The following is a 21725-nucleotide window of genomic DNA, read 5'->3' as shown; positions in this document are numbered from 1 at the left end:
ATCAAGAAGTACGAGAGAGAGGCGATTGGCATGGAAATGCTGGAAGTAAGAAGCCTGAGCAAAATTTACGGAGGCAAGGTGACGTACCGGGCCTTGACCGATATTGATTTTACGATTCAAAAAGGCGAGTTCGTGGGCATCATGGGACCATCCGGGAGCGGCAAGACGACGCTTTTGAACCTGATTTCCACGATTGACGTACCGACGTCGGGGGAAGTGTTTCTCAATGGGAGCAATCCCCACCTGTTGAAAAAGAGAGAGCTGGCATTGTTTCGTCGCCGCCAGCTCGGTTTTGTCTTTCAGGATTTCAATCTGCTGGAGACGTTGACGCTGGGGGAAAATATCGTCCTGCCTTTGACCCTGGAGGGCGAAAAGGTCCCGATCATGGAAGAAAAGCTGCACTCCGTAGCGATCAAGCTGGGGATTCAGGATATTTTGCACAAGTACACGTACGAGGTATCGGGAGGCGAGCGGCAGCGGGCTGCGATCGCCCGGGCGATCATCCATTCCCCGTCGCTTTTGCTGGCGGACGAGCCAACCGGCAACCTCGATTCGAAATCGTCCCGGAAAGTGATGGAGACGCTGGAGACGATCAACAAGGCGTACAACATGACAATGATGATGGTCACGCATGACGCGGTCGCAGCGAGCTATTGCCACCGGGTCATTTTCATCAAGGACGGGCAGTTCCACAACGAAATGTACCGGGGAGAAAATCGCCAGGTGTTCTTCCAGAAGATCATCGATGCGCTGTCGTTTCTGGGAGGGAACAGCTATGACCTTTCGACAATTCGCCTTTAACAATGTGTGGCGAAACAAGAGGACGTACGCTGCTTTCTTTTTTTCCAGTGTCTTTTCCGTGATGATCTTTTTCGTGTATGCGATGTTCATTTTTCATCCGGGCATCGAATCGGAAAAAATTCACGCCTCCGTCGCGACGGGAATGGTGATTGCGGAGTACATCATCTTTTTGTTTGCTTTCTTCTTTTTGTTTTACTGCGTGGGAGCTTTTTTGAAAAAGCGCGAGAAAGAGTTTGCCATCTTGTTCGTACACGGCATGACTCCCTTGCAGCGAAATCTGCTGATTGTCCTGGAAAATCTGCTGATCGGTGCGATGGCCATCGTCTGCGGCATCGGTCTGGGGATGGTGCTGGCCAAGCTGTTCTTCCAGTTCGCCGGCTTTTTGCTGGACGTGCAGGCATTGCCCTTTTATGTTCCGCTGAAAGCGATCGCCCTGACCGTAGTGGTGTTTACCCTGCTGTTTGTGGCGATATCCGTCTTTACGGTGCTGCTGTTGCGCAACCGCAGCATCCTCGAGCTGATGCAGGGAAGCCAGCGTCCGAAAGCCGACCCCAAAGCGTCGATTACCCTGTCGGTACTCGCTACCGCGCTCCTGGGTATCAGCTACATCCTCGCGTTGACAGCGGAAGGCGTATACGTCGCTGTCCTGCTGATGCCGGTCGGCTTGATGACCGTGCTCGGCACCTATTTGATGTTTACTCAGCTTAGCGTGTTTCTGATTGGCATCTTGAAAAAAAGGCGCGTTTTCTACTGGCGGAAAACAAATCTGCTGACTCTCTCCGACATGGCGTACCGGATGAAGGACAACGCCCGGATGTTTTTTCTCGTCAGCATCGTTTCGACGGTTGCCTTTTGCGCGATCGGAACGCTGGCGTCGCTGGCGGCCTCGATTCAGGAAACGGTGCTGCGTATTAATCCGTACGCGTTTGAATACCATTCCAAACGGGAGAACCCGGAGCAGTTACAGCATTTGCGACTGATCGAAAGCCAACTGGAGAGCTCAGGCATGTCATTTGACCGGCACGAGGTGATGATCCGCGTCCTGCCCGAAGAAGTGGGGGATGAGAGGATTGGCGTAGTCAAGCTGTCTGTGTACAACACGTATGCCAGGGCGGCGGGCAAGGAAAAAATCGAGATTGGCGAGCAAGAGGCGTTTGTTTTTCTGAAATGGTTCGGGGACGAGTTTGCGCCGGAGCGGCTGATCGTGGGAGGAAGCAGTCTGGCGGTCAAGAAGGACGCAGCGGTGCTGCCGCTGTTCAGCGGGCTGGGCTTTGAACGTCTGGCCGTGGTGCCCGATCCGGTGTACGAGCAGGTGCGCGCATCCCGGGAAGAAATCCGCTACGGCTATGCGATCCCTGCCTGGAAGGAAACGATGCAGATCAGCTTGTTTCTTGAGGAAGAGATCGGTACACTTGCGGAAGACGAACGATTTTACTTTAAATCTCGCGCCCCGGTGTACCACAGCATGAAACAGATGGCCAACACCGCACTGTTTATCGGCCTGTTCGTCGGTCTGCTGTTTTTCGTGGCGGCAGCCAGCTTTTTGTACTTCCGCCTGTACACGGATTTGGAGAGCGACAAGAGACAGTACCGGGCCATTTCCAAGATCGGTATGTCAGAAAGCGAGCTTACCCGCGTCGTGACGATCCAGATCGCCCTTTTGTTCTTCGTCCCGATTCTGGTCGCGATCGTGCATAGCGTAGTCGCCTTTGTATCGCTGCAGAGCTTTTTGGATCTCATGTTTGTCGGTTCGGTCGTCAAGCCTACGGCAATCGTTTTGACCAGCTTTGTGGTCGTGCAGACGATCTACTTCTGGATTATTCGCAACCGCTACCTGTTCCATTTGAAGCGTTCCCTGTACTAGCCATACGCTTGACAATGCAAGCAAACAATAGAATGGCGAGAGCAAAAAGGAGGCATTGATGAATATGGACCAAACAGGATGGATGGGCAAAGCTGTCGATTTGGCAGTGGAAAATGTGCTTACAAGCCACGGCGGGCCGTTCGGAGCGATCGTACTGAAGGACGGCAAAATCATCGGGACCGGGAGAAATGAAGTCACGGCGACCAATGACCCGACGGCGCATGCAGAGGTGCAGGCGATCCGGGAAGCGTGCAAGCATCTGGGCAGCTTTCAATTGGTCGGCTGCGAGCTGTATACGAGCTGTGAGCCGTGCCCGATGTGTCTGGGTGCGATCTTCTGGGCCCGTCCGGACAAGGTGTACTACGGATATACGAAGGAAGACGCAGCCAAGGCCGGTTTCGACGACGATTTTATTTACCAGCAGATCAAACTGCCGTACGAGCAGCGCTCCATTCCCTTCTACCGGATTGATCCAGCCCGGGAAAAAGGACCGTTTGAAGCGTGGAAGGAATCGCAGAACCGGATCGAATACTAGGAGCAACAGGTAATTTTTGTAGGTTGCAAGAGCGGGTCAGAGCGTATTCAGGTTGTTCGAATACGCTCTATTTTTATGCAAAAAAACTCCTTATCGAGAATTGTCACTAGATTTTTAAAAAAATGATAGATTGAAAATGTTTTCATCAATAAATTTTCAGAATAAGTGTTGCGATTTGTCGAAATTCGTATTATAGTAACTAAACAATATCGTAAATCGTCTTAAAATTGTTTCAAAAAGACGGATATATATTTTTTTCTCGATTTTCGAGTCGAAGGCAGGGGGATTATGGAAGACAAATATCGTCGATCACTGTACCCGCAATTGGATGATATTGATTACGGTATTGTACGCGCTCTACAAGACAATGCTCGCTTGCCTTTCACTACCATTGCAAAAGAACTAGGCGTCACCGAGAAGACGGTGCGGATGCGCGTCCAGCAAATGCAGGATGAGGGCATCTTGAGTCTGGTGGGAGTCGTAAACCCTGTCAAAGCGGGGCTCAACGTACAATCTTTCATCCAGGTTGCGGTAGAAGCGACCAAGCTGGATGACGTTGTAGCTACTTTGAATGATATCGTCGAGGTTCGCTTGATTGTATTGACCTCGGGTGACTACCAGTTGATTATTCAGATCCTGGTAAGAGACTACGAAGAATTGTCGCAATTTTTGCTGAACAAACTGAACAAAATTCCGGGAATCTTGCGGGTAAATGTGATAAATGAACTAAAAATTTTAAAATCGAAGTACAAATTTATCCGTTAGAAACCGATATAGTTCTTTGGAAGGGGGAATGCCATCAGACGGAAAGAGAGTGAGAAAAGATTAACAATAAACTAAACTGTCAGATGGTAAAAAATACTAGAGAGAAGGGGTTATTTATGTTTTCCAAAACAATGAGCAAAACATTACTTAGCGCCGTATTGGGAACCGCTCTCCTCGTAGCAGGATGCGGAAGCAGCGGCGGAGGCAGTGCTACAGAAGGCACACCGCAAACGAATGCACCAGAGGCAACCCAGGCTGGACCAAAAGTCCTGAACATCGGTCTGAAAGCAGACCCGCCTTCGATGGACCCGAATATTTCGACTTCGCTGTACGATCGTCAGGTTTACGCCAGCTTGTATGACAAGCTGTTTGACCTCAATCCGCAAGGCGAAATCGTTCCTATGCTGGTAGATACGTACGAAGTTTCCGAAGACGGAAAAACGTACACATTCAAACTGAAGCAAGGCATCAAATTCCACGATGGAACTGACTTCAACGCTGAGGCAGTGAAGTTCAACTTCGACCGCAACATTAATGAAGAGAAATCGAGACGTAAAGGCGAACTGAAATTCGTTGAGTCCGTATCGGTTGTCGATGACAGCACTGTGCAAGTACAGCTCACCCAGCCATTCGCACCATTCCTGGCTGTATTGACAGACCGTGCAGGTATGATCGTATCTCCTGCCGCTGTTGAAAAATTCGGAGACGACTACGTGAACAACCCGGTAGGAACAGGACCTTTCGTGTTTGTTAAACAAGTCAAAGGCGACAGCGTTACCCTGAAGAAAAACGAAAACTACTGGGGCGGCGAAGTGAAGCTGGATGAAGTCAACTACCGCGTCTTCACAAACGGAACTGCAAAGGTGCAGAACCTGCGCTCCGGCATGCTGGACATCATCGATGAAACACCTGTAAAAGAAATTCCTGCACTGGAAGCAGATGCCAACTTCGAAATGATTACCGAATCCGGTATGGGGTACCAAGGTCTTCACCTGAACAACAGCCGTCCTCCGTTTGACAACAAATACTTGCGTGCCGCTGTAGACCGTGCGATTGACCGCGACGCGCTCGTAAAAGTTCTCTTTGACGGCTATGCAGCACCAGCTCGTACCGCCTTCCCGAAAGGAAACATGGCGTACAATGAAGAGCTGAACAGCCCAGTACCGGTCAATGCAGACGAGATCAAGAGCCTGCTGGAGCAAGGCGGCAAACCGAACGGCTTCGAATTCAAGCTGATGATCACCACTTCTCCTGAGAACGAGCAGTTGGGTGCAGTCGTTCAAAACATGCTGAAACAACACAATATTAATGTAGTTCTGGAAAAAGTAGAGTACGGTCAACTGCTGGATGCAGGAGCAAAAGGCGAGTTTGAAGCAATGCAATTGGGATGGTCTGGTCGTCCTGACCCGGATCTGAACTTCTACGACTTCGTAGTTACCGGAAACCTGAACAACTACGGCCGCATCTCCATCCCGCAACTGGATGAAATCGTAGAGCAAGCGCGTGCCGAGCAAGATGTTGCAAAACGTAAAGAGCTTTACGATCAAGCAAGCAAGATCATTCACGACGAAGGTGCTTACTCGTACCTGTACCACCAATTCGTACTGATCGGTTACAGCAGCAAAGTGTCTGGTGTGGAATACTACCCAGATGGTCTGATCCGTACGGCAAAACTGGACAAGTAATAACAGCCTGCACGACAGAAAAACAGCAAGATGAGGAGGATGTGTCATGATGTTCGTGGTTAGACGCTTATTGCTGACAATCCCGATTCTTTTGCTGGTGTCGATTATGACATTCTCCTTGATTCATTTGATCCCGGGCGATCCCGCCCGGGTCATTTTAGGACAAGAGGCGACACCAGAAGCGTATGAGGCATTGAGAAAAGAACTTGGCCTGGACAAGCCTATCGTATTGCAGTATCTCTCGTGGCTGGGAAATGTGCTGCAGGGCAATCTGGGAACTTCGATTACGGACAATGTACCGGTCTCCGACCTGATATTGCAACGATTGCCAGCAACTGTAGAACTAACCATCGGGACGTTTCTCGTAGCCATCCTGATTGCGATTCCGGCAGGGATTTTGGCTGCGGTGCGCCGTGGGACCTGGGTTGACTATACAAGTACATTTGCCGCTTTGGGCGGTATGAGTATCCCCAGCTTCTGGCTGGCAATGATGCTGATTATTTATTTCGCGGTTGAGAATCAATGGCTGCCGTCTTCCGGTTATGTGCCGTTCTCTGAAGATCCGGTGCGCAACCTGATGGCGATGATCTTGCCTTGTGTAGCCGCGGGGCTGCGGGAATCCGCCGTGTTGATGCGAATGCTACGGTCTTCGCTGCTCGATGTCGTGAACATGGACTTCATCCGCACAGCGAAAGCAAAAGGATTGAATGAAGTGCGCACCATTCTTGGCCACGCTCTGCGCAACGCGCTGGTTCCCGTGGTTACCGCTTCCGGTCTGATGGTCGCCGGACTGTTGGGCGGGTTGGTCATTACTGAATCCATTTTCTCCATTCCAGGCTTCGGACGTCTGATTGTCGAGTCCGTATTCAAACGGGATTACGTAACGGTTCAGGGGGCGATCCTCGTCGCCGCGATCATGGTCGTGATCGTCAACCTGGTAGTCGACATCCTGTATGCGGTCATCGATCCGCGCATCAAGGCTGGGAAAGGAGCGAGTGAATAATGAAGGCATTTGGAAAGCTTCTCCGAAACGGACTGGGCGTCATCGGAGCGCTGATTATCCTCGCTCTGATTGTGGTAGCGATCTTTGCGCCCTACATTGCACCTTTTGATCCGAATGAACAGAATTACGAGAAGATTTTGCTTCCTCCTGGTGGAGAGCATTTGTTTGGGACTGACGATTTGGGACGCGACATTTTCTCCCGTGTCGTCTATGGCGCGCGCATTTCGATTCAAGCAGCGCTTATCTCTGTAGGAATTGCCATGGCCATCGGTATTCCGATCGGGCTTTTGACCGGTTACTATCGCGGCTTTTGGGACGAGTGGATCGTCATGCGCGTGGTCGACGCGATGCAGGCTTTCCCGTTCCTGATCCTCGCCTTGGCGATCTCGGCCGTCCTCGGTGCCGGTTTCGGAAACGCCATGCTGGCGATCGGTATCGGTTTTGCCCCTGAATTTGTCCGCATTACCCGGGGACAGGTATTGTCTCTTCGCAATATGGAATATGTACAGGCAGCTCGCTCGGTCGGGGTAAAGGACGCGCGCATCATGTTCCGTCACATCCTGCCAAACGCCGTGAACCCGATCGTGATTCAGGCTACATTGGCGATGGCTGCCGGGATTATCGCGGAAGCGTCGCTCTCTTATCTGGGGCTTGGCGTAACACCGCCGACTCCTTCCTGGGGAAGCATGCTCAATCAGGCGCAGTCCTTGATGACTGTCGCACCTTATGCAACATACTATCCCGGCATCGCGATCTTCCTGGTCGTTCTGGGATTCAACCTGCTGGGCGACGGCTTGCAGCAAGTATTAGATCCGCGGGCACGAAAATAAGATTAAGGAGTGGGGCAGATGACGACCATCTTGGAAGTAGAACAACTGAGAACACGGTTTCGCAATGGCAGTAGTGTCGTCAGTGTCGTTGACGGTGTCGACTTCTCCATCCGTGCTGGTGAAACGCTCGGCGTTGTAGGCGAATCGGGCTGCGGAAAAAGCGTGACCAGCTTGTCGATCATGCGGCTTTTGCCTCCGAATGGAAAATCGGAAGGGACGATTCGTTTCAACGGCAAAAATGTGTTGGAGCTGTCGGAAAAAGAGATGCAGTCGGTGCGTGGAAATGAAATCGCGATGATTTTCCAGGAGCCGATGACATCGCTCAATCCTCTGCACACGGTTGGCAGGCAGATCGAGGAAGCGATTCTGCTTCACATGAAAGTAAGCAAGGAGCAGGCCAAGGAGCGGGCGATCGCCATGCTCAAGGCTGTGGGAATGCCTCGCGCAGAAGAAATCTACGGAGAATTCCCGCATCAGCTCTCGGGTGGTATGCGGCAGCGCGTGATGATCGCGATGGCGATGTCTTGTGATCCGAAGCTGATCATTGCCGACGAGCCGACGACTGCGCTGGATGTAACGATCCAGGCGCAAATTCTCGATCTGATGCGCGACCTGAAAGAAAAAACAGGTACGTCGATCATGCTGATCACGCATGATCTGGGCGTCGTCGCCGAGATGTGCGACCGGGTCATCGTCATGTACGCCGGTCAAGTGGTGGAAGAGACTGACGTCGAAAGCCTGTTTGAAAACCCGATGCATCCGTACACGATCGGTCTGATGAACTCGGTGCCCGATCTGGAAGAGGAGCGCGAGTACCTGGAGACGATTCCGGGCTCGGTTCCGCTGGCGCATCAGATGCCAAAAGGCTGCCGCTTTGCGCCGCGCTGCTCCAAGGCAATGGCGATTTGCGAAGAAAAAGCGCCGGAGCTGTTGCAGCTTGACGGGCACAAATGCCGCTGCTGGCTGTATGCGGAAGGGGGAGAAGCGCAATGAACACACCTCTCTTGGAAGTCAAAGGATTGCAGCAGCATTTTCCGATCAAAAGCGGATTTTTGAAAAAGACGACCGGATACGTCAAGGCTGTAGACGGTATTGATCTGCAAGTCTTCCCGGGCGAAACGCTCGGGATCGTAGGGGAATCGGGCTGCGGAAAGTCGACGACGGGCCGGACGATCCTGCGCCTGTTGGAGCCGACGGCAGGCGAAGTGCTGTTCGAGGGCAAGGATCTGGCCAAGCTGCCGAAAGAGGAAATGCGCCGCATGCGCAAAGACCTGCAGATGATTTTCCAGGACCCGTACGCATCGCTCAATCCGCGCATGACGATCCGGCAAATCCTGATGGAATCGCTGATGGTCCACAATATCGGCACACCGCAAGAGCGGGAGAAGACGATCGAAGAGATCATCGAGGTCGTCGGCTTGCGCAAGGAACATCTCGATCGCCATCCGCATGACTTTTCTGGCGGACAGCGCCAGCGGATCGGCATCGCGCGCGCACTGGTCGTCAAGCCGAAGCTGATCATTGCGGATGAGCCGGTATCGGCGCTGGACGTGTCGATTCAGTCGCAGGTTCTCAACCTGCTGAAGGATTTGCGCAAAGAGTTTAACCTGACGTTGATGTTTATCTCGCATGATCTGTCGGTTGTGAAGCATTTGTGCGACCGGATTGCGGTTATGTACTTGGGACGAATCGTGGAAATCGCCGATAAGCGAACACTGTTTGACAACCCGAGCCATCCGTATACACGCGCACTGTTGTCGGCTGTACCGGTGGCAAAACCAAAGCAAAAACGCGAGCGGATTCTGCTCACAGGCGATTTGCCGAGCCCGGCAAATCCGCCGAGTGGCTGTACGTTCCATCCGCGTTGCCCGTTTGCAACGGATATTTGCAAGTCCGAGGTGCCGAGCCTTTCCGACATCGGAGCGGGACAATTGGTATCCTGCCATTTGGTGCAGTCGGGTGAACTTGGCCGATAAAGGCGGGATGGAGGCAAGACATGATTTACTGGCAGTTGTTTCTCGCATTTTTTCGCATAGGCATTTTCGGTTTTGGGGGAGGACCAACAATGGTTCCCCTTTTCCATACCGAATGTGTCAAAAAGTACAAATGGGTAACCGATGACGAATTTGCTGACAATCTGGCGCTGGGAAACGCCCTTCCCGGACCGATTGCGACCAAGCTGGCGGCTTACATCGGCTATCGGGTAAAAGGCTGGAAGGGTGCGCTGGTGGCCAATATTGCCGTAGTGCTGCCGATCGTCATCGTGATGATCGCGCTGTTGCAGGTGATATACCGGTACAAGGACGCCCCTGGCGTCTACGGCATGGTCCAGGCGATCGGCCCCGTGATTGTCGTTATGACAGGAGTAATGACGTGGGAGTTTTTGCAAAAAGGCTGGCAAGGCTCCTCCAGCAAAATGGGAGCTGCAGTCTGGCTGGCACTGTCAGTCGTCGCGCTGGTCCTGCTTGACCTGCATCCCGGAATCGTCGTAGGGGTTGCGCTGGCAGGTTCCTTTGCCTACACGACCTGGTCGATCCGCAAGCGGAAGAACAGGGACGACAGGGAGGGAGCGGCATGACGTACCTGCAATTGTTTTGGGCCTTTTTTATTTCCAACATCCTGGGATACGGTGGAGGCCCACCCAGTATTCCCTTGATTCAAAACGAAGTGGTCGACACGTACAAGTGGATGACCGTCAAAGAATTCGGTGAAGTATTGGCTGTAGGAAATGCGCTGCCAAGCCCGATCGCGACCAAACTTGCCGGTTATATCGGCTATCAGGTAGCCGGTGTTCCCGGGGCTGCTGTAGCCCTGTTTGCGACAGTGGCGCCTACGGCCATCGCTATGATTCTCCTGTTGCAGTTCATTCACATTTTCCGAAAGGCACCACAGGTTAAGGCGATGACCCAATCCGTTCGACCGATCGTGACGGTTTTGCTGGGCGTGATGACGTATCAGTTTTTGCTGGGTGCGATCGAAGGGATCGGCTGGATGCAAACGGCAATCCTCACAGTCGCTGCGTTCCTGCTGCTGGAGAAATGGAAGCTGCATCCTGCGCTGGTCATTGTTATCGCAATGGCTTACGGCTACTTCTTCATCGGTACACCAGCATAATGGTTTGTGACGCTCCCGGATGTGAATCGCAATACGTGTAAAGGATCGGAAGAACAACAAGGAGGCATTTACATGACCAAATTTGACGCATTGGAATATCCGTACGCATCTCGCCGAATGACGACGTTTGCCCAAAACGGGATGGTCGCGACTTCTCAGCCACTGGCTGCCCAGGCAGGGCTGGACATCCTGAAGAAAGGCGGAAATGCCGTTGATGCGGCAATCGCCACAGCCGCTTGTCTGACTGTAGTCGAGCCGACTTCCAACGGGATCGGCGGAGACGCATTCGCTCTCGTCTGGATCAAAGACGAGCTGTACGGTCTGAACTCCAGCGGACCGGCTCCGCAGAGCATCTCCATTGAGGCAGTGAAAGCAAAAGGGCATGAGGAAATGCCAATGTACGGCTGGACGCCTGTCACCGTTCCGGGAGCTCCGGCAGCATGGGCTGCGCTGTCCAAGCGTTTCGGCCGCCTGCCGCTGACAGAGGTGCTGCAGCCAGCGATTGACTACGCGGAAAAAGGCTACCCGCTGTCGCCGACGCTGGCACGCTACTGGAATATCGCCTACAACAAGTTCAAAAAAGAGTTTACAGGTGAAGAATTCGCACACTGGTTCAGCACCTTTATCCCGGACGGCCGCGTTCCCCAGGCAGGAGACATCTGGAAGTCGCCGGGTCATGCCAAAACATTGCGCCTGATCGCCGAGACGAACGCCGAGAGCTTCTATCGCGGTGAGCTGGCTGAACAAATCGACGCGTTTTCCCGCAAGTGCGGCGGCTTCCTGACCAAAGAAGACCTCGCTGCCTATGAGCCGGAATGGGTCAAACCGGTCAGCGTCAACTACCGTGGCTATGATGTCTGGGAGATTCCGCCGAACGGTCAGGGGATGATTGCGCTGATGGCGCTGAACATCCTCAAAGGCTTCAACTTTGATGCCAAGGATACGACAGATACGTACCACAAACAGATTGAAGCGATGAAGCTGGCGTTTACAGACGGTCTGAAATATATCACCGAGGGCCGCGACATGCAGGTGAAGGTGGAGGAGCTGCTCTCCGATGAGTATGCAGACCGCCGCCGCGCGCTGATCGGCGACGAGGCGATTACTCCGGAACCAGGCGATCCGCGCAGCAGTGGGACTGTCTACCTGTGTACCGCTGACGGTGAAGGCAATATGGTCTCCTTTATCCAGAGCAACTACATGGGCTTTGGTTCGGGTGTCGTCGTGCCGGATACCGGCATTGCGCTGCAAAACCGCGGCCACAACTTCTCGCTGGACGAAAGTCACGACAACCGTCTGGAGCCGGGAAAACGCACCTACCATACGATCATTCCGGGCTTTTTGACCAAGGATGGCAAGGCAGTCGGGCCATTCGGCGTGATGGGCGGTTTCATGCAGCCGCAAGGACATGTCCAGGTCGTGATGAACACAGTCGACTTCCATCTCAACCCGCAAGCATCCCTGGACGCACCGCGTTGGCAATGGATGAAAGGAAAAACGGTAGAGCTGGAGCACCATTTCCCCGAGCACATCGCGATGGCGCTGGTGCGCAAAGGGCATGACATCAAGTGGGCGCAGCCGGGCAATTACTTTGGTCGCGGTCAAATCATCTGGCGTGATGAAAACGGTGTGCTGATCGGCGGAACGGATATGCGTACCGACGGATGCATCGCAGCCTGGTAATCCAGGCTTACGGCTCAAAGGCCAATATTCAAGTTGATAAGACTATTCCTCTACGTCTAACGGACGAGCGGGATAGTCTTATTTTTTTATAAGATACATCTAACATAAGACGTCAGAAAAGTGAAAAAACAAGCAACCAAAAGGTTTTTAAAAAACTTGCTCAATAAATTTTTTTGTTTTTGCAACATAATTTACCAAATTTCCGTCAGTGAGCATGGTACTATCTCCCAGAAGCAAAAAGGAGGAGATTGCGGATTGTCTGCATACGTCATAATACCCATGCTTGTCTTTTTGGCGATAGCCGTCTACACGGATGTACGCCAACGGCTGATTTACGATTGGCTTACGATTCCCGCAACGGCTTACTTTTTGCTCTACTACGCGTTTACCCAACCGGAGAAACTGCCTGATTCAGCGCTCGGAACAGCGATCTTGGGCGGCATCTCTCTGGTGATGGCAATGGTCAGCAAGGGGCAGTTGGGCGGTGGAGACATCAAGCTGTTTGCGATGGTCGGTGCAGCCTTGGGATGGCAGGCCGGACTTCTTTCGATGGGACTTACTTACCTAATTGCCGGAGCAGTGGCGATTCCGCTCTGGATTCTATCGAAAGTCACAAAACGGGAAGCGGCTGCCGAAATGGCGATGGCACCGTTTATTGCCAGCGGGGCGGCACTCTTGTTTGGAATGGCATTCATTACCTAGAGCCTACAGTGAATATGTGACTTTTGCCTTAATTTTCCATTTTTACATTAAAATCGACATTATTCGACAATGTTCTGCTTATGCTATCAGGTACAATGCCTGAGAGACAAAAGATACAAATGCTTTGTGACAAGGAGAGGGAATCATCGCATGTTGGAATCCAAACGTCGTGCCATTATCTTTTTGACGCTGTCATTGTTGTTGGCGGCAATAGCAGGCTTTTTGTTTCTGCAAAAAATCAAGGACATGAATGAACAGCTAGGCGAAATGGTGGAGATTTATGTGGCAGGCAGGGATATCCCCTCTCGTTCCCTCATACTGCCGGATCAGCTTGAACCGCGGCAAATTCCGAAGAAGTTCGCAGACGATTCCTACGTGACCGAAATGGCGAGCTTGCAAAACCAGGTGACGGTCGTTCCGTTGTCAGCGGGAGACATCATCACGAAAAACATCATCAAGCCGGCGACGACTGTACGTGACCAGAACAATCGGCTGGTGACGGTCTACTCTTCGGGAAATATCATTTTCGACCAGCAACTGGAGGCTTTGGACCGCGTGGATGTGATCGTCTCCCACAAGGCCGGCGGTCAGCCAGTGACAGAGGTGTTTATGAAAGACGTCCCGGTCGCGATGGTCGCCAAGTCGAACGACGAATTCCGCGGCGTGGCCCTGGAGATACCGTTTGAACAGGTGCCCGCCTTTATCCATCAGCAGCACTACGCAGATGTCATGCGAATCCTCAAAGCCAATGTCGGACAGGGAGAGTTGGGTATTCCGCAGCCATTCGAGCAGCCTCCACAGGAGGGGACACAGACGCAGACCGAGACAGGGGAGACACCCCAGGTGCCAGGTGAGCAGCCGGCGCCTCCGACTTCGACCAATCCTCCTGCGGCCGGTCAGCAGACGCCACCTGCTCCAGATGCAGGTACGCCGCAAGCGCCAGCCCAGACTACACCAGTACCGAATCCAGGAGGCTAAGCAATGAATGCAGATATGAAAATACTCGTCGTGACCAACACCGACTCCATCCGGGAAATGCTGCATGAAGCGCTCGCTTCGCAGTACAGCGTGCAATTTACAACCTCCCGTGAAGTAAAAAAGGAGATCGACCGGATCGCTCCGGATGTCGTGCTGATCGTGCAGCCGGAAGACGGGACGGGAGTGGAACTGGTCCAATACATACAGGGTGAACTTCCGGAGGGAGTCATCATTTTCTTGACGGAGAAGCAGGATTTCGCCCTGCTGCGCGACGTTGTGCGGGCCGGGGCGATCGAATACATTTTGCTCCCGGATGAACTGGCGCTGCTGACCGATCGGCTGGAGAAGATTAACGAGCTGGCGCAGCATCAGCAGCGTAAAAAAGGGGCGGTCGCTACCGGCAAGGCGTTTGTCCGGGGGCGGGGAAAAGTGTTCGCCTTTTACAGCGGCAAGGGAGGAAGCGGACGTACGCAACTGGCGACAGGCTTCGCCCAGGCATTGAAGCTGGAGTCGACGGCCCGCGTATTGCTGATCGATCTGAATTTGCAGTACGGCGGCGTAGAGACATTCTTCTCGCTGGACGCAGGCCGCACGCTGGCCGATCTTGTCCCGGTGATGAACGAGATGAACGAGAACCACATCCGCAATGTGGCACAGCGTGAAAGCCACTCCAAGCTGGAGGTGCTGGTCAGCCCCCGAGACGCAGAGACAGCAGAAAACATGCCGGAGGATTTTATCAGCCGGCTGATTCGGGCCAGCCGACGCAGCTATGATTTCGTCATTCTCGACTTGCCGACGCATATGAACGAGATTACCTATACCGCACTCGAGGAATCCGATGCGATCTACTACGTGATGAACCTGGATACCCCCTCTGTGCAAACCTACCGGCTGGTGGAGGAGTTGTTCCGAAAGCTGCGGATCGATACGGAGGGACGGCTGGAGATCGTCGTCAATCAAAAGGGACGCGACAACGAATTGAACGTGGCGGATCTCAAGGGACTGATCAGCACGCCGATCGCAGCGGAGATTTCCCGCGATCACCGCGGTGTGCAGGCAGCCGTCAACCAAGGGCTTCCGTTGCAGCGGGTGGCAAACGAGAAAAAGCTGGTCCCCGCTGCCAAAGACATTCGCAAATGGGTTCTGGCAAAGCTGTCATAGGAGGGGTTGCGCGTGGCACTATTCCGACGCAAGGAAGAGAAGAACGAACAACAGGAAGAACTGTCGACTCGTCCGGAAGCGGCTCCCGCTTACCACAATCCCTACATTGACGAGTTGGCGGAACATTACAAATCGCGTCTTTTGCGCGAAACCAACCTGGAGCGGCTGACCAGCCTGGCTCCGGGAGAGATGCGACTGGCCATCGAGCGCATGGTCTCGCAGTACATGTCCGAAGAAAAGGTCGTCATCCCGCGGAACGAAAAAGAGCTTTTGCTCACGCGGCTGATTAATGAATCGGTCGGTCTGGGACCGTTGGAGCCGCTTTTGGCCGACCCGGAGATTACGGAGATTTCGATCAACGGACACAAGGAAGTGTACATCGAAAAAAAGGGCCGCCTGGAGTTGACCGACCTGAAATTCCGCGACGAGGAGCATTTGCGCCATATCGTCGACCGGATCGTGGCTCCACTCGGCAGACGCATTGACGAAAGCTCCCCGATGGTCGATGCCCGCTTGAAGGACGGCAGCCGGGTGAACGCCGTCATTCCGCCGATCAGTCTCAACGGCACGCTCGTCTCCATCCGGAAATTTCGCAAAGACCCGTTTTCCATGGATGACCTGATGGGCTTCAACACGTTTGACAGCAAAATGTCCTTCTTTTTGCAGGCTGTCGTCCAGGCCAAAATGAACGTGCTGATCTCCGGGGGGACGGGTAGCGGGAAAACGACGCTGCTCAACGCCGTATCCAAGGCGATTCCCCACTACGAGCGGGTCATTACGATCGAGGACTCGGCGGAGCTGAAGCTGGACCGTCCCAACTGTGTCGGTCTGGAAGCGCGCCCGCCAAACATGGAAGGACGAGGCGAGATCACGATCCGCCATCTGGTTCGCAACTCGCTGCGGATGAGGCCGGACCGGATTATCGTCGGGGAGGTGCGCGGGGCTGAAGCGTTCGACATGCTGCAAGCGATGAACACCGGGCACGAAGGCTCGCTCACCACCGTGCATGCCAACAGCCCGCAAGATGCCTTCAACCGCTTGGAGGGGATGGTCATCATGGCAGGGATGGAGTTGCCCTCCTCGGTCATTCGCGAGTACATCGTCAGCGCCCTGGACTACATCGTGCAGGTGACGCGTCTGTCCGACGGGACCCGCAAGCTGGTCTCCATCTCCGAGGTGTACACCGGGCCGAACAAGCAAACGGAAGTACATGAGATTTTCCGCTTCCAGCGTGTCGGCATGGGCAAGCGCGGCGAGGTGCTGGGGTATTTTACCCCGACCGGAGTCATTCCACGTTCGCTGGAAAGGCTGCGGACGTTCGGAATCGACATCGACGAGTCGCTGTTTACGTCAGGGGAGGTGAAAAGGCGTGAGCATCTCCATCCTATTTAGTCTGGCTGTCTTGCTCGGGACCTGGGGGATCTACGAATTCCTGGGCTACCGGGCGAAAAAGACCGAGTGGAAGAAAAAAGCGGAAGAGTGGTACGACGTCAAATCCCAGCGCAAAAGTTTTCTGCTCGTCTGGGGCGACCGTTTCGACCGCACGCCGCACGCCCAGGAGGTCCAGACCAGGCTGGTTCGGGCCAACATCGCCCTGACACCGTCCGAGTATTACGGCATTTTCCTGGTCGGATCGCTGGGGCTGGCCTTCTTTTTCAACAGCGTCGTCGGGCTGAAATTTCCCTACAACATGATCATCGGCTTCGGCTGTATGTTTCTGTTGCAAAACCTGCTTTTTCTCGTCCGCCGCAACAAGTATCAGGAGCGGCTGAACGACCAGCTCTCTGAGGTCTGCCGTCTGCTTGCCAACTCGCTGCGGGCAGGGCTCACGCTGACGCAGGGAATCGAGCTGGTGGCCAAGGAAATACCCCAGCCGGCCGGTCAGGAGTTCAAGCGGATGGCCCGTGAGATCCAATTGGGCGTCAGCTTCGACAAGGCGCTGGCCGATATGGAAAAGCGCATCCCAACCCGGGATTTCCGCATCTTTGCGGCAACGCTGTTCATCCAGCGGCGAGCCGGGGGCAACCTCAGCGAAGTGCTGCAGGAGATGGCGGAGACGCTGGAGGACCGGCGGATCGTCAACCAGGAGATCAAGACGATGACAGCGGAGCAGCGCTACATCTCCATCCTCGTGCCGATCATGCCGATTGCTCTGGTGCTGATGATGAACACGATGAACAAAGGCTTCATCGATCCGCTCTTCTCCGGCTTTGGCCTCGTCCTGCTGGTTCTGTTTATTCTGGGGACGATCCTGTCCTACGTATTGGTCAAAAAAGTGACCAATATCAAGGTGTGAAGCTATGGACGCGCTAATGATTACAAGTCTGTTTTTGTTTCTGCTGTTTTACGGCATTTTCCTGAAAGAAGCCTACCGCTACTCCGTGGAGAAGGAGAGGCTGCTCAACCACGTACACGACACCGTGGGCAGGCGGAATGCCTTCGAACTGCGCAAACGGGAGACGACTTCCGAGAAATGGATCAAAAAACTGCTGCAGCACAGCGATGACTACGCGCAATTGGGGCAGCGGATCAATTTTTTCAGCGAGTCGCACGAGGTGGAGGATTGGCTTTTGAAGGCGGGCCGCCCCTACGATCTCAGCGTCGAACGCTTTCAGGGCACGAAAATCCTGCTGACCTTAATCGGCTTCATCATCGGTACGGTCCTGTTTGTCCTGGGGTTTCCGTTCTCTACGTACGGCTTGATCGTATGGCCGCTGGCTGGATACTTTTTGCCGATCATCCTGCTGAAGCGGCGCGCGAAAGAAAGGCAAAACCAGCTTCGCTACGACTTGCCCGAGTTCCTCGACACAGTCAGTGTCACGCTGCAGGCGGGCGTGAGTCTGGATCAATCGCTTCGCGCCGTCATCCAGTTTTTCCCCGGACCCCTGCAGGAGGAATTTTCCCGCTTCAATCAGGAGCTTGATCTCGGAGTCCCGCGCGAAAAGGCATACCAGCAATTGCTGCGGCGCAACGACAACCCCGAGTTTCAGATGCTGATCAAAGCGTTGATTCAAGGGATGCGCCTGGGCGTTCCGATCGCGGTGACGTTCAAAATCCAATCCGAGAACATGCGCCGGATACGCAAGGAGCTGATCAAGGAAAAGGCGGCGAAAGCCTCGCCAAAAGTAACCCTGATCACCACGTTTGTCGTCGCGCCTACGGCAATTGCCCTGATCGGCGGATTGATGGTGTTGAACATCCTGGAGAACACCTCGATGTTCTCCGGCATGTTTGGCAATTAAAACCTGCAGCTATTCGGAGGAGGTGATACCTCGTCAGAGAACGCTTTTTGACAAGGCTCATTAAAGTCTTTGAATGGTAAAAGAAAACAAATTTTCCGATTTTTGAAGGGAGAAATGGTATATGTTGACGAACACAATTCAAAAGTATTTTTCCAAAATGCTCGTTTCTTTGAACAATCAAAAAGGTGCGCAAGCGATTGAGTGGATCGCGCTGGCAGGTGTCATTCTCGCTGTGTTTGCTTCAATCCAGTTGTTCTTCAAAGGCGATTCGCAAACAGTTGGCAGAGCAGTTGCAGATACTCTGGCGAACATCATTGAAGGAATCGGCAATAAGTAACGGTCAAAAGAGCCATAAAAAAGATGCGGGCAAACAATTCCACCATGCCAGCATCTTTATACATAACGAAATCAGATGATGGATGCAAAAGGAATCGGGGGTGTCGATGTCGTCATGAACCTAAACAAGATAAGAGTATTCGCTATCCTCATGGCAAGCCTTCTTTGCTTGTCTGCTTGCTCGTCGGAAGAACCGGAACCCGTTGCTCCTGATGTTTCAACTACCCAACCCGGTGATTCGGGCGACAATCATCACACAGGAGAAGCGCCACATCCAGAAACCTCCAACGACCGGGAGAAGCAGTTGGAATCACTCAAAGCATTGATTCCTGACGGTCTGACCAAACTGCCAGAGACAGTAGGGGATTTTTACAACCTTCCCCCGGGCCTTTTTTCCGGTGCCACATACGACAAGCAGCATGAGGAAATTGTAAAGGTACTCCAACAATTCCCCGATATCGAAAATCCGGATTCCGAAACGCTTGAATTGTACTACCTCGCCCTGCTTGGTCTGTTTGCCGAGGACTATCCGGAGCCGCAGGACATCATCAATAAAATCAAGCTGGCCTCATTCGGCAGCCCGGATATGGATGATCCGCGCTTTCAGTTCAAGGAGCAGTACAACGTGATGATTGTGCTGGACGCAAGCGGCAGCATGGGCCACATGGCGGGGAACAAGACGAGAATGGAGGCGGCGAAGGATGCGATTCGTTCGTTTGCCGCTTCCCTTCCTGCCGATGCCCGTGTTGGACTGCGCGTCTACGGTCATGTAGGGACGGGATCAGAAGCAGATAAAGCAGCATCCTGCAGCAAAAGCGATGTGATGTACCAGCTTCAGGCGTACGATCAACAAAAGCTCGACAGTGCGCTGACTCAGTTCAAACCGGCAGGCTGGACGCCGATTGCCCTTGCCCTGGAGCAAGCACAGCAGGATTTGCAGGCGTACAAAGGGGAGCAGAACACAAATATCATTTACCTGGTCAGCGACGGGATCGAGACATGCGGTGGTGATCCCGCAGGAGTCGCCAAGCAGCTTGCCAGCTCCGATGTGACGCCGATCGTCAATGTCGTCGGGTTCGGGGTTGACGGGGAAGCGCAGCGTCAGCTAAAACAGGTGGCCGAAGCTGCAGGTGGCCGTTATGTGCTGATTCAGGATCAAGCGGCATTGGAGAAAGAGTTCGAGCAGGCCAAGGAAATTGCGCGCCGGTGGAAGGAGTGGAAAAACGACGTCAATCATGAGTCGTTTGGTGCTAAAATACAGCGCTCCCTAGACATCCACGAGTACGCGTTTTATTGGAACGATAAAAGACGGGCGCAGAGCCACAATTTTCTCAATGCTTTTATGGATTTGAAAAGGTTGGGAATATTGGATAGGCAGACGGTCTCGCAACTTGAGGAAATCGGCAAAGAACAAGAGAAACGGATTCAGGAGCATGGCAGGGAGTTGGAACGCTACCTCCGCGAACTGAATAACAAGACGTATCAGGAAACAGTTGACGCAATCAATCAGCAATTTAACGAAAATGTAGCAGGAAATTAGGAAATACGGACGGGAGGAGGGGAAGATGAGCAGACAAAGGAAACAGGTTCTAGTATGGCTTGCTATCCTTTTTGTTTGTTTGTTCAGCCTCTCAGCTTGTTCGGCTGAAGAGCAATATGTCGGGATAGATTCGTCAGGCTCCTCCTTGCCCACGACCGATCAGGAAACAGGTAAAGAGACAGGCGGCAAAGAAAACCCGGCAGAACGCGCCCATTCGAGCCGGGAAGCGCAAATTGAGGCATTGAAAGCATTCATCCCTGAAGGTCTGACCAAACGCCCGGAAACGGCGGAGGAGTTCTACAGCCTTCCCCCAGGCCGCTTTGCTGGAACTGCGTACGGCCAGCAGAGCAAGGAGATCGAAAAGGTGCTCAGGGAATTTCCGAACATCGAAAACCCGGATGCCGAAACGCTGGAGTTGTACTACCTCGGTCTGCTCGGTCTGTTTGCCGAGGATTACCCGGAGCCGCAGGACATCATCAACAGGATCAAGCTGGCCTCATTCGGCAGCCCGGATATGGATGATCCGCGCTTTCAGTTCAAGGAGCAGTACAACGTGATGATTGTACTGGACGCGAGCGGCAGCATGGCCCACTTGGCGGGGAACAAGACGAGAATGGAGGCGGCGAAGGATGCGATTCGTTCGTTTGCTGCTTCTCTTCCTGCTGATGCCCGGGTAGGACTGCGCGTCTACGGACATGAAGGAACCGGATCAGACGCAGACAAGGTGCTTTCCTGCAGCAAAAGCGATGTGATGTATCCGCTGCAGGCATACGACCAACAGAAGCTCGACGGTGCACTGGCTCAGTTCAAACCGGCAGGATGGACCCCGATCGCCCTTGCCCTGGAGCAGGCGCAACAGGATTTGCAGGCGTACAATGGCGAGCAGAACACGAATATCATTTACCTGGTCAGCGACGGGATCGAGACATGCGGGGGCGATCCGGTAGAGGTGGCAAAACAATTGGCCAACTCCGATGTGACGCCGATCGTCAATGTCGTGGGCTTCGGTGCGGATGGGGACGCGCAGCGGCAATTGAAGCAGGTAGCCGAAGCTGCGGGAGGCCGGTATGTGCTGATCCAGAATCAACAGGAGCTGCAGAAGGAATTCAAGCAGGCCGAAGAAATGGCCCGCAAGTGGAGAGACTGGAAGAGCGGAGCGTCATATGACGCATTTTCCGCCAATTTGGCGCAAGCATTAGATATCAGCGTGTATGGTTCCAACTGGCAGTTGACTGCCCAAAGGGAAAGCTATAACCTTTTCTCCGCTTTTTTAAGCATGCAAAGTTTGAAGGTATTAGACAAAGAAACAATAGAAGCACTGGAAAAGATGAAGGACGAACAGGAAAAGATATCCCGTCAGCGTGGAAGGGAGATAGAAGCTTTTCTTGATGAGTTGAATGAAAGTACCTACAAGGAAACGATCGACGCGATCAACCGGCAGTTTCATGCGAATGTGCCAGGAAATTAGATGACGCGAGGGGCAAAG

21 protein-coding genes are annotated in these 21725 nt (G+C 53.3%); all 21 read left to right on the top strand.

The features are described from left to right. The first annotated feature begins 30 nt into the window (after positions 1-30). The 21 genes from ACAF76_RS18615 to ACAF76_RS18515 all read left to right on the top strand — a co-directional run bounded on the left by ACAF76_RS18615 (position 31) and on the right by ACAF76_RS18515 (position 21707). Positions 31-801, top strand: coding sequence for an ABC transporter ATP-binding protein (locus ACAF76_RS18615; RefSeq protein ID WP_421617172.1), 771 nt, complete (start codon positions 31-33; stop codon positions 799-801). Beyond that, positions 776-2665 carry an FtsX-like permease family protein gene (locus ACAF76_RS18610; RefSeq protein WP_421617171.1) on the top strand — a complete coding sequence of 630 codons (1890 nt, stop codon included), beginning with the start codon at positions 776-778 and terminating at the stop codon, positions 2663-2665. The genes ACAF76_RS18615 and ACAF76_RS18610 overlap by 26 nt, the downstream gene beginning before the upstream one ends. 64 nt (positions 2666-2729) lie before the next feature. Further along, positions 2730-3200 (top strand): nucleoside deaminase, encoded by a 471-nt coding sequence (locus ACAF76_RS18605; protein WP_421617931.1) that lies wholly within the window; start codon positions 2730-2732, stop codon positions 3198-3200. A gap of 288 nt (positions 3201-3488) precedes the next feature. Further along, positions 3489-3965 carry an Lrp/AsnC family transcriptional regulator gene (locus ACAF76_RS18600; RefSeq protein WP_421617170.1) on the top strand — a complete coding sequence of 159 codons (477 nt, stop codon included), beginning with the start codon at positions 3489-3491 and terminating at the stop codon, positions 3963-3965. A 116-nt stretch (positions 3966-4081) separates the two neighbouring features. Further along, positions 4082-5650 carry an ABC transporter substrate-binding protein gene (locus tag ACAF76_RS18595; RefSeq protein ID WP_421617169.1) on the top strand — a complete coding sequence of 523 codons (1569 nt, stop codon included), beginning with the start codon at positions 4082-4084 and terminating at the stop codon, positions 5648-5650. Between the two features lie 46 nt (positions 5651-5696). Next, the gene (locus tag ACAF76_RS18590; RefSeq protein WP_421617168.1) at positions 5697-6653 is read left to right on the top strand and encodes an ABC transporter permease; all 957 of its coding nucleotides are present in this window, start codon (positions 5697-5699) and stop codon (positions 6651-6653) included. After that, positions 6653-7483, top strand: coding sequence for an ABC transporter permease (locus ACAF76_RS18585; RefSeq protein ID WP_421617167.1), 831 nt, complete (start codon positions 6653-6655; stop codon positions 7481-7483). Before ACAF76_RS18590 ends, ACAF76_RS18585 begins: the two co-directional genes overlap by 1 nt. Before the next feature lie 18 nt (positions 7484-7501). Further along, a complete protein-coding gene (locus ACAF76_RS18580; protein ID WP_421617166.1) occupies positions 7502-8476 on the top strand; it encodes an ABC transporter ATP-binding protein in 975 nt (324 codons plus the stop codon). Further along, the gene (locus tag ACAF76_RS18575; protein WP_421617165.1) at positions 8473-9459 is read left to right on the top strand and encodes an ABC transporter ATP-binding protein; all 987 of its coding nucleotides are present in this window, start codon (positions 8473-8475) and stop codon (positions 9457-9459) included. Before ACAF76_RS18580 ends, ACAF76_RS18575 begins: the two co-directional genes overlap by 4 nt. 20 nt (positions 9460-9479) lie before the next feature. Next, a complete protein-coding gene (locus tag ACAF76_RS18570; RefSeq protein WP_421617164.1) occupies positions 9480-10061 on the top strand; it encodes a chromate transporter in 582 nt (193 codons plus the stop codon). After that, entirely contained in the window at positions 10058-10597 is a 540-nt protein-coding gene (locus ACAF76_RS18565; protein WP_421617163.1) for a chromate transporter, read from the top strand. Before ACAF76_RS18570 ends, ACAF76_RS18565 begins: the two co-directional genes overlap by 4 nt. A 72-nt stretch (positions 10598-10669) precedes the next feature. Then, positions 10670-12280 carry a gamma-glutamyltransferase gene (ggt, locus tag ACAF76_RS18560; RefSeq protein ID WP_421617162.1) on the top strand — a complete coding sequence of 537 codons (1611 nt, stop codon included), beginning with the start codon at positions 10670-10672 and terminating at the stop codon, positions 12278-12280. 255 nt (positions 12281-12535) lie between these two features. Beyond that, complete coding sequence (locus ACAF76_RS18555; RefSeq protein WP_421617161.1) at positions 12536-12982, top strand: prepilin peptidase; 447 nt, start codon at positions 12536-12538, stop codon at positions 12980-12982. A gap of 150 nt (positions 12983-13132) precedes the next feature. Further along, on the top strand, positions 13133-13960 hold the full coding sequence (locus ACAF76_RS18550) for a flp pilus assembly protein CpaB (RefSeq protein ID WP_421617160.1): 828 nt from the start codon (positions 13133-13135) through the stop codon (positions 13958-13960). Positions 13961-13963: 3 nt separating this feature from the next. Next, positions 13964-15121, top strand: coding sequence for an AAA family ATPase (locus tag ACAF76_RS18545; RefSeq protein ID WP_421617159.1), 1158 nt, complete (start codon positions 13964-13966; stop codon positions 15119-15121). 12 nt (positions 15122-15133) lie between these two features. Next, positions 15134-16513, top strand: a complete 1380-nt coding sequence (locus tag ACAF76_RS18540; RefSeq protein WP_421617158.1) for a CpaF family protein — start codon at positions 15134-15136, stop codon at positions 16511-16513. Next, positions 16491-17417 (top strand): type II secretion system F family protein, encoded by a 927-nt coding sequence (locus tag ACAF76_RS18535; protein ID WP_421617157.1) that lies wholly within the window; start codon positions 16491-16493, stop codon positions 17415-17417. The genes ACAF76_RS18540 and ACAF76_RS18535 overlap by 23 nt, the downstream gene beginning before the upstream one ends. Positions 17418-17421: 4 nt before the next feature. Further along, on the top strand, positions 17422-18363 hold the full coding sequence (locus tag ACAF76_RS18530; protein WP_421617156.1) for a type II secretion system F family protein: 942 nt from the start codon (positions 17422-17424) through the stop codon (positions 18361-18363). A gap of 121 nt (positions 18364-18484) precedes the next feature. Continuing rightward, on the top strand, positions 18485-18700 hold the full coding sequence (locus tag ACAF76_RS18525; protein WP_421617155.1) for a hypothetical protein: 216 nt from the start codon (positions 18485-18487) through the stop codon (positions 18698-18700). 303 nt (positions 18701-19003) lie between these two features. Further along, positions 19004-20239 (top strand): vWA domain-containing protein, encoded by a 1236-nt coding sequence (locus ACAF76_RS18520; RefSeq protein ID WP_421617154.1) that lies wholly within the window; start codon positions 19004-19006, stop codon positions 20237-20239. A gap of 25 nt (positions 20240-20264) precedes the next feature. After that, complete coding sequence (locus ACAF76_RS18515) at positions 20265-21707, top strand: vWA domain-containing protein (RefSeq protein ID WP_421617153.1); 1443 nt, start codon at positions 20265-20267, stop codon at positions 21705-21707. Positions 21708-21725: the final 18 nt, after the last annotated feature.

It is taken from the genome of Brevibacillus sp. TJ4 (assembly GCF_044627595.2).
Classification (GTDB): Bacteria; Bacillota; Bacilli; order Brevibacillales; family Brevibacillaceae; genus Brevibacillus.
Note: the sequence above shows the minus strand (reverse complement) of the source record. Positions and strands in the feature narration are given on the sequence as shown.

Coding starts and splice junctions, on each gene's coding strand:
- ACAF76_RS18615 (WP_421617172.1), top strand. CDS start 31: ATGGAAATGCTGGAAGTAAGAAGCCTGAGCAAAATTTACGGAGGCAAG.
- ACAF76_RS18610 (WP_421617171.1), top strand. CDS start 776: ATGACCTTTCGACAATTCGCCTTTAACAATGTGTGGCGAAACAAGAGG.
- ACAF76_RS18605 (WP_421617931.1), top strand. CDS start 2,730: ATGGACCAAACAGGATGGATGGGCAAAGCTGTCGATTTGGCAGTGGAA.
- ACAF76_RS18600 (WP_421617170.1), top strand. CDS start 3,489: ATGGAAGACAAATATCGTCGATCACTGTACCCGCAATTGGATGATATT.
- ACAF76_RS18595 (WP_421617169.1), top strand. CDS start 4,082: ATGTTTTCCAAAACAATGAGCAAAACATTACTTAGCGCCGTATTGGGA.
- ACAF76_RS18590 (WP_421617168.1), top strand. CDS start 5,697: ATGATGTTCGTGGTTAGACGCTTATTGCTGACAATCCCGATTCTTTTG.
- ACAF76_RS18585 (WP_421617167.1), top strand. CDS start 6,653: ATGAAGGCATTTGGAAAGCTTCTCCGAAACGGACTGGGCGTCATCGGA.
- ACAF76_RS18580 (WP_421617166.1), top strand. CDS start 7,502: ATGACGACCATCTTGGAAGTAGAACAACTGAGAACACGGTTTCGCAAT.
- ACAF76_RS18575 (WP_421617165.1), top strand. CDS start 8,473: ATGAACACACCTCTCTTGGAAGTCAAAGGATTGCAGCAGCATTTTCCG.
- ACAF76_RS18570 (WP_421617164.1), top strand. CDS start 9,480: ATGATTTACTGGCAGTTGTTTCTCGCATTTTTTCGCATAGGCATTTTC.
- ACAF76_RS18565 (WP_421617163.1), top strand. CDS start 10,058: ATGACGTACCTGCAATTGTTTTGGGCCTTTTTTATTTCCAACATCCTG.
- ggt (WP_421617162.1), top strand. CDS start 10,670: ATGACCAAATTTGACGCATTGGAATATCCGTACGCATCTCGCCGAATG.
- ACAF76_RS18550 (WP_421617160.1), top strand. CDS start 13,133: ATGTTGGAATCCAAACGTCGTGCCATTATCTTTTTGACGCTGTCATTG.
- ACAF76_RS18545 (WP_421617159.1), top strand. CDS start 13,964: ATGAATGCAGATATGAAAATACTCGTCGTGACCAACACCGACTCCATC.
- ACAF76_RS18530 (WP_421617156.1), top strand. CDS start 17,422: ATGGACGCGCTAATGATTACAAGTCTGTTTTTGTTTCTGCTGTTTTAC.
- ACAF76_RS18525 (WP_421617155.1), top strand. CDS start 18,485: ATGTTGACGAACACAATTCAAAAGTATTTTTCCAAAATGCTCGTTTCT.
- ACAF76_RS18515 (WP_421617153.1), top strand. CDS start 20,265: ATGAGCAGACAAAGGAAACAGGTTCTAGTATGGCTTGCTATCCTTTTT.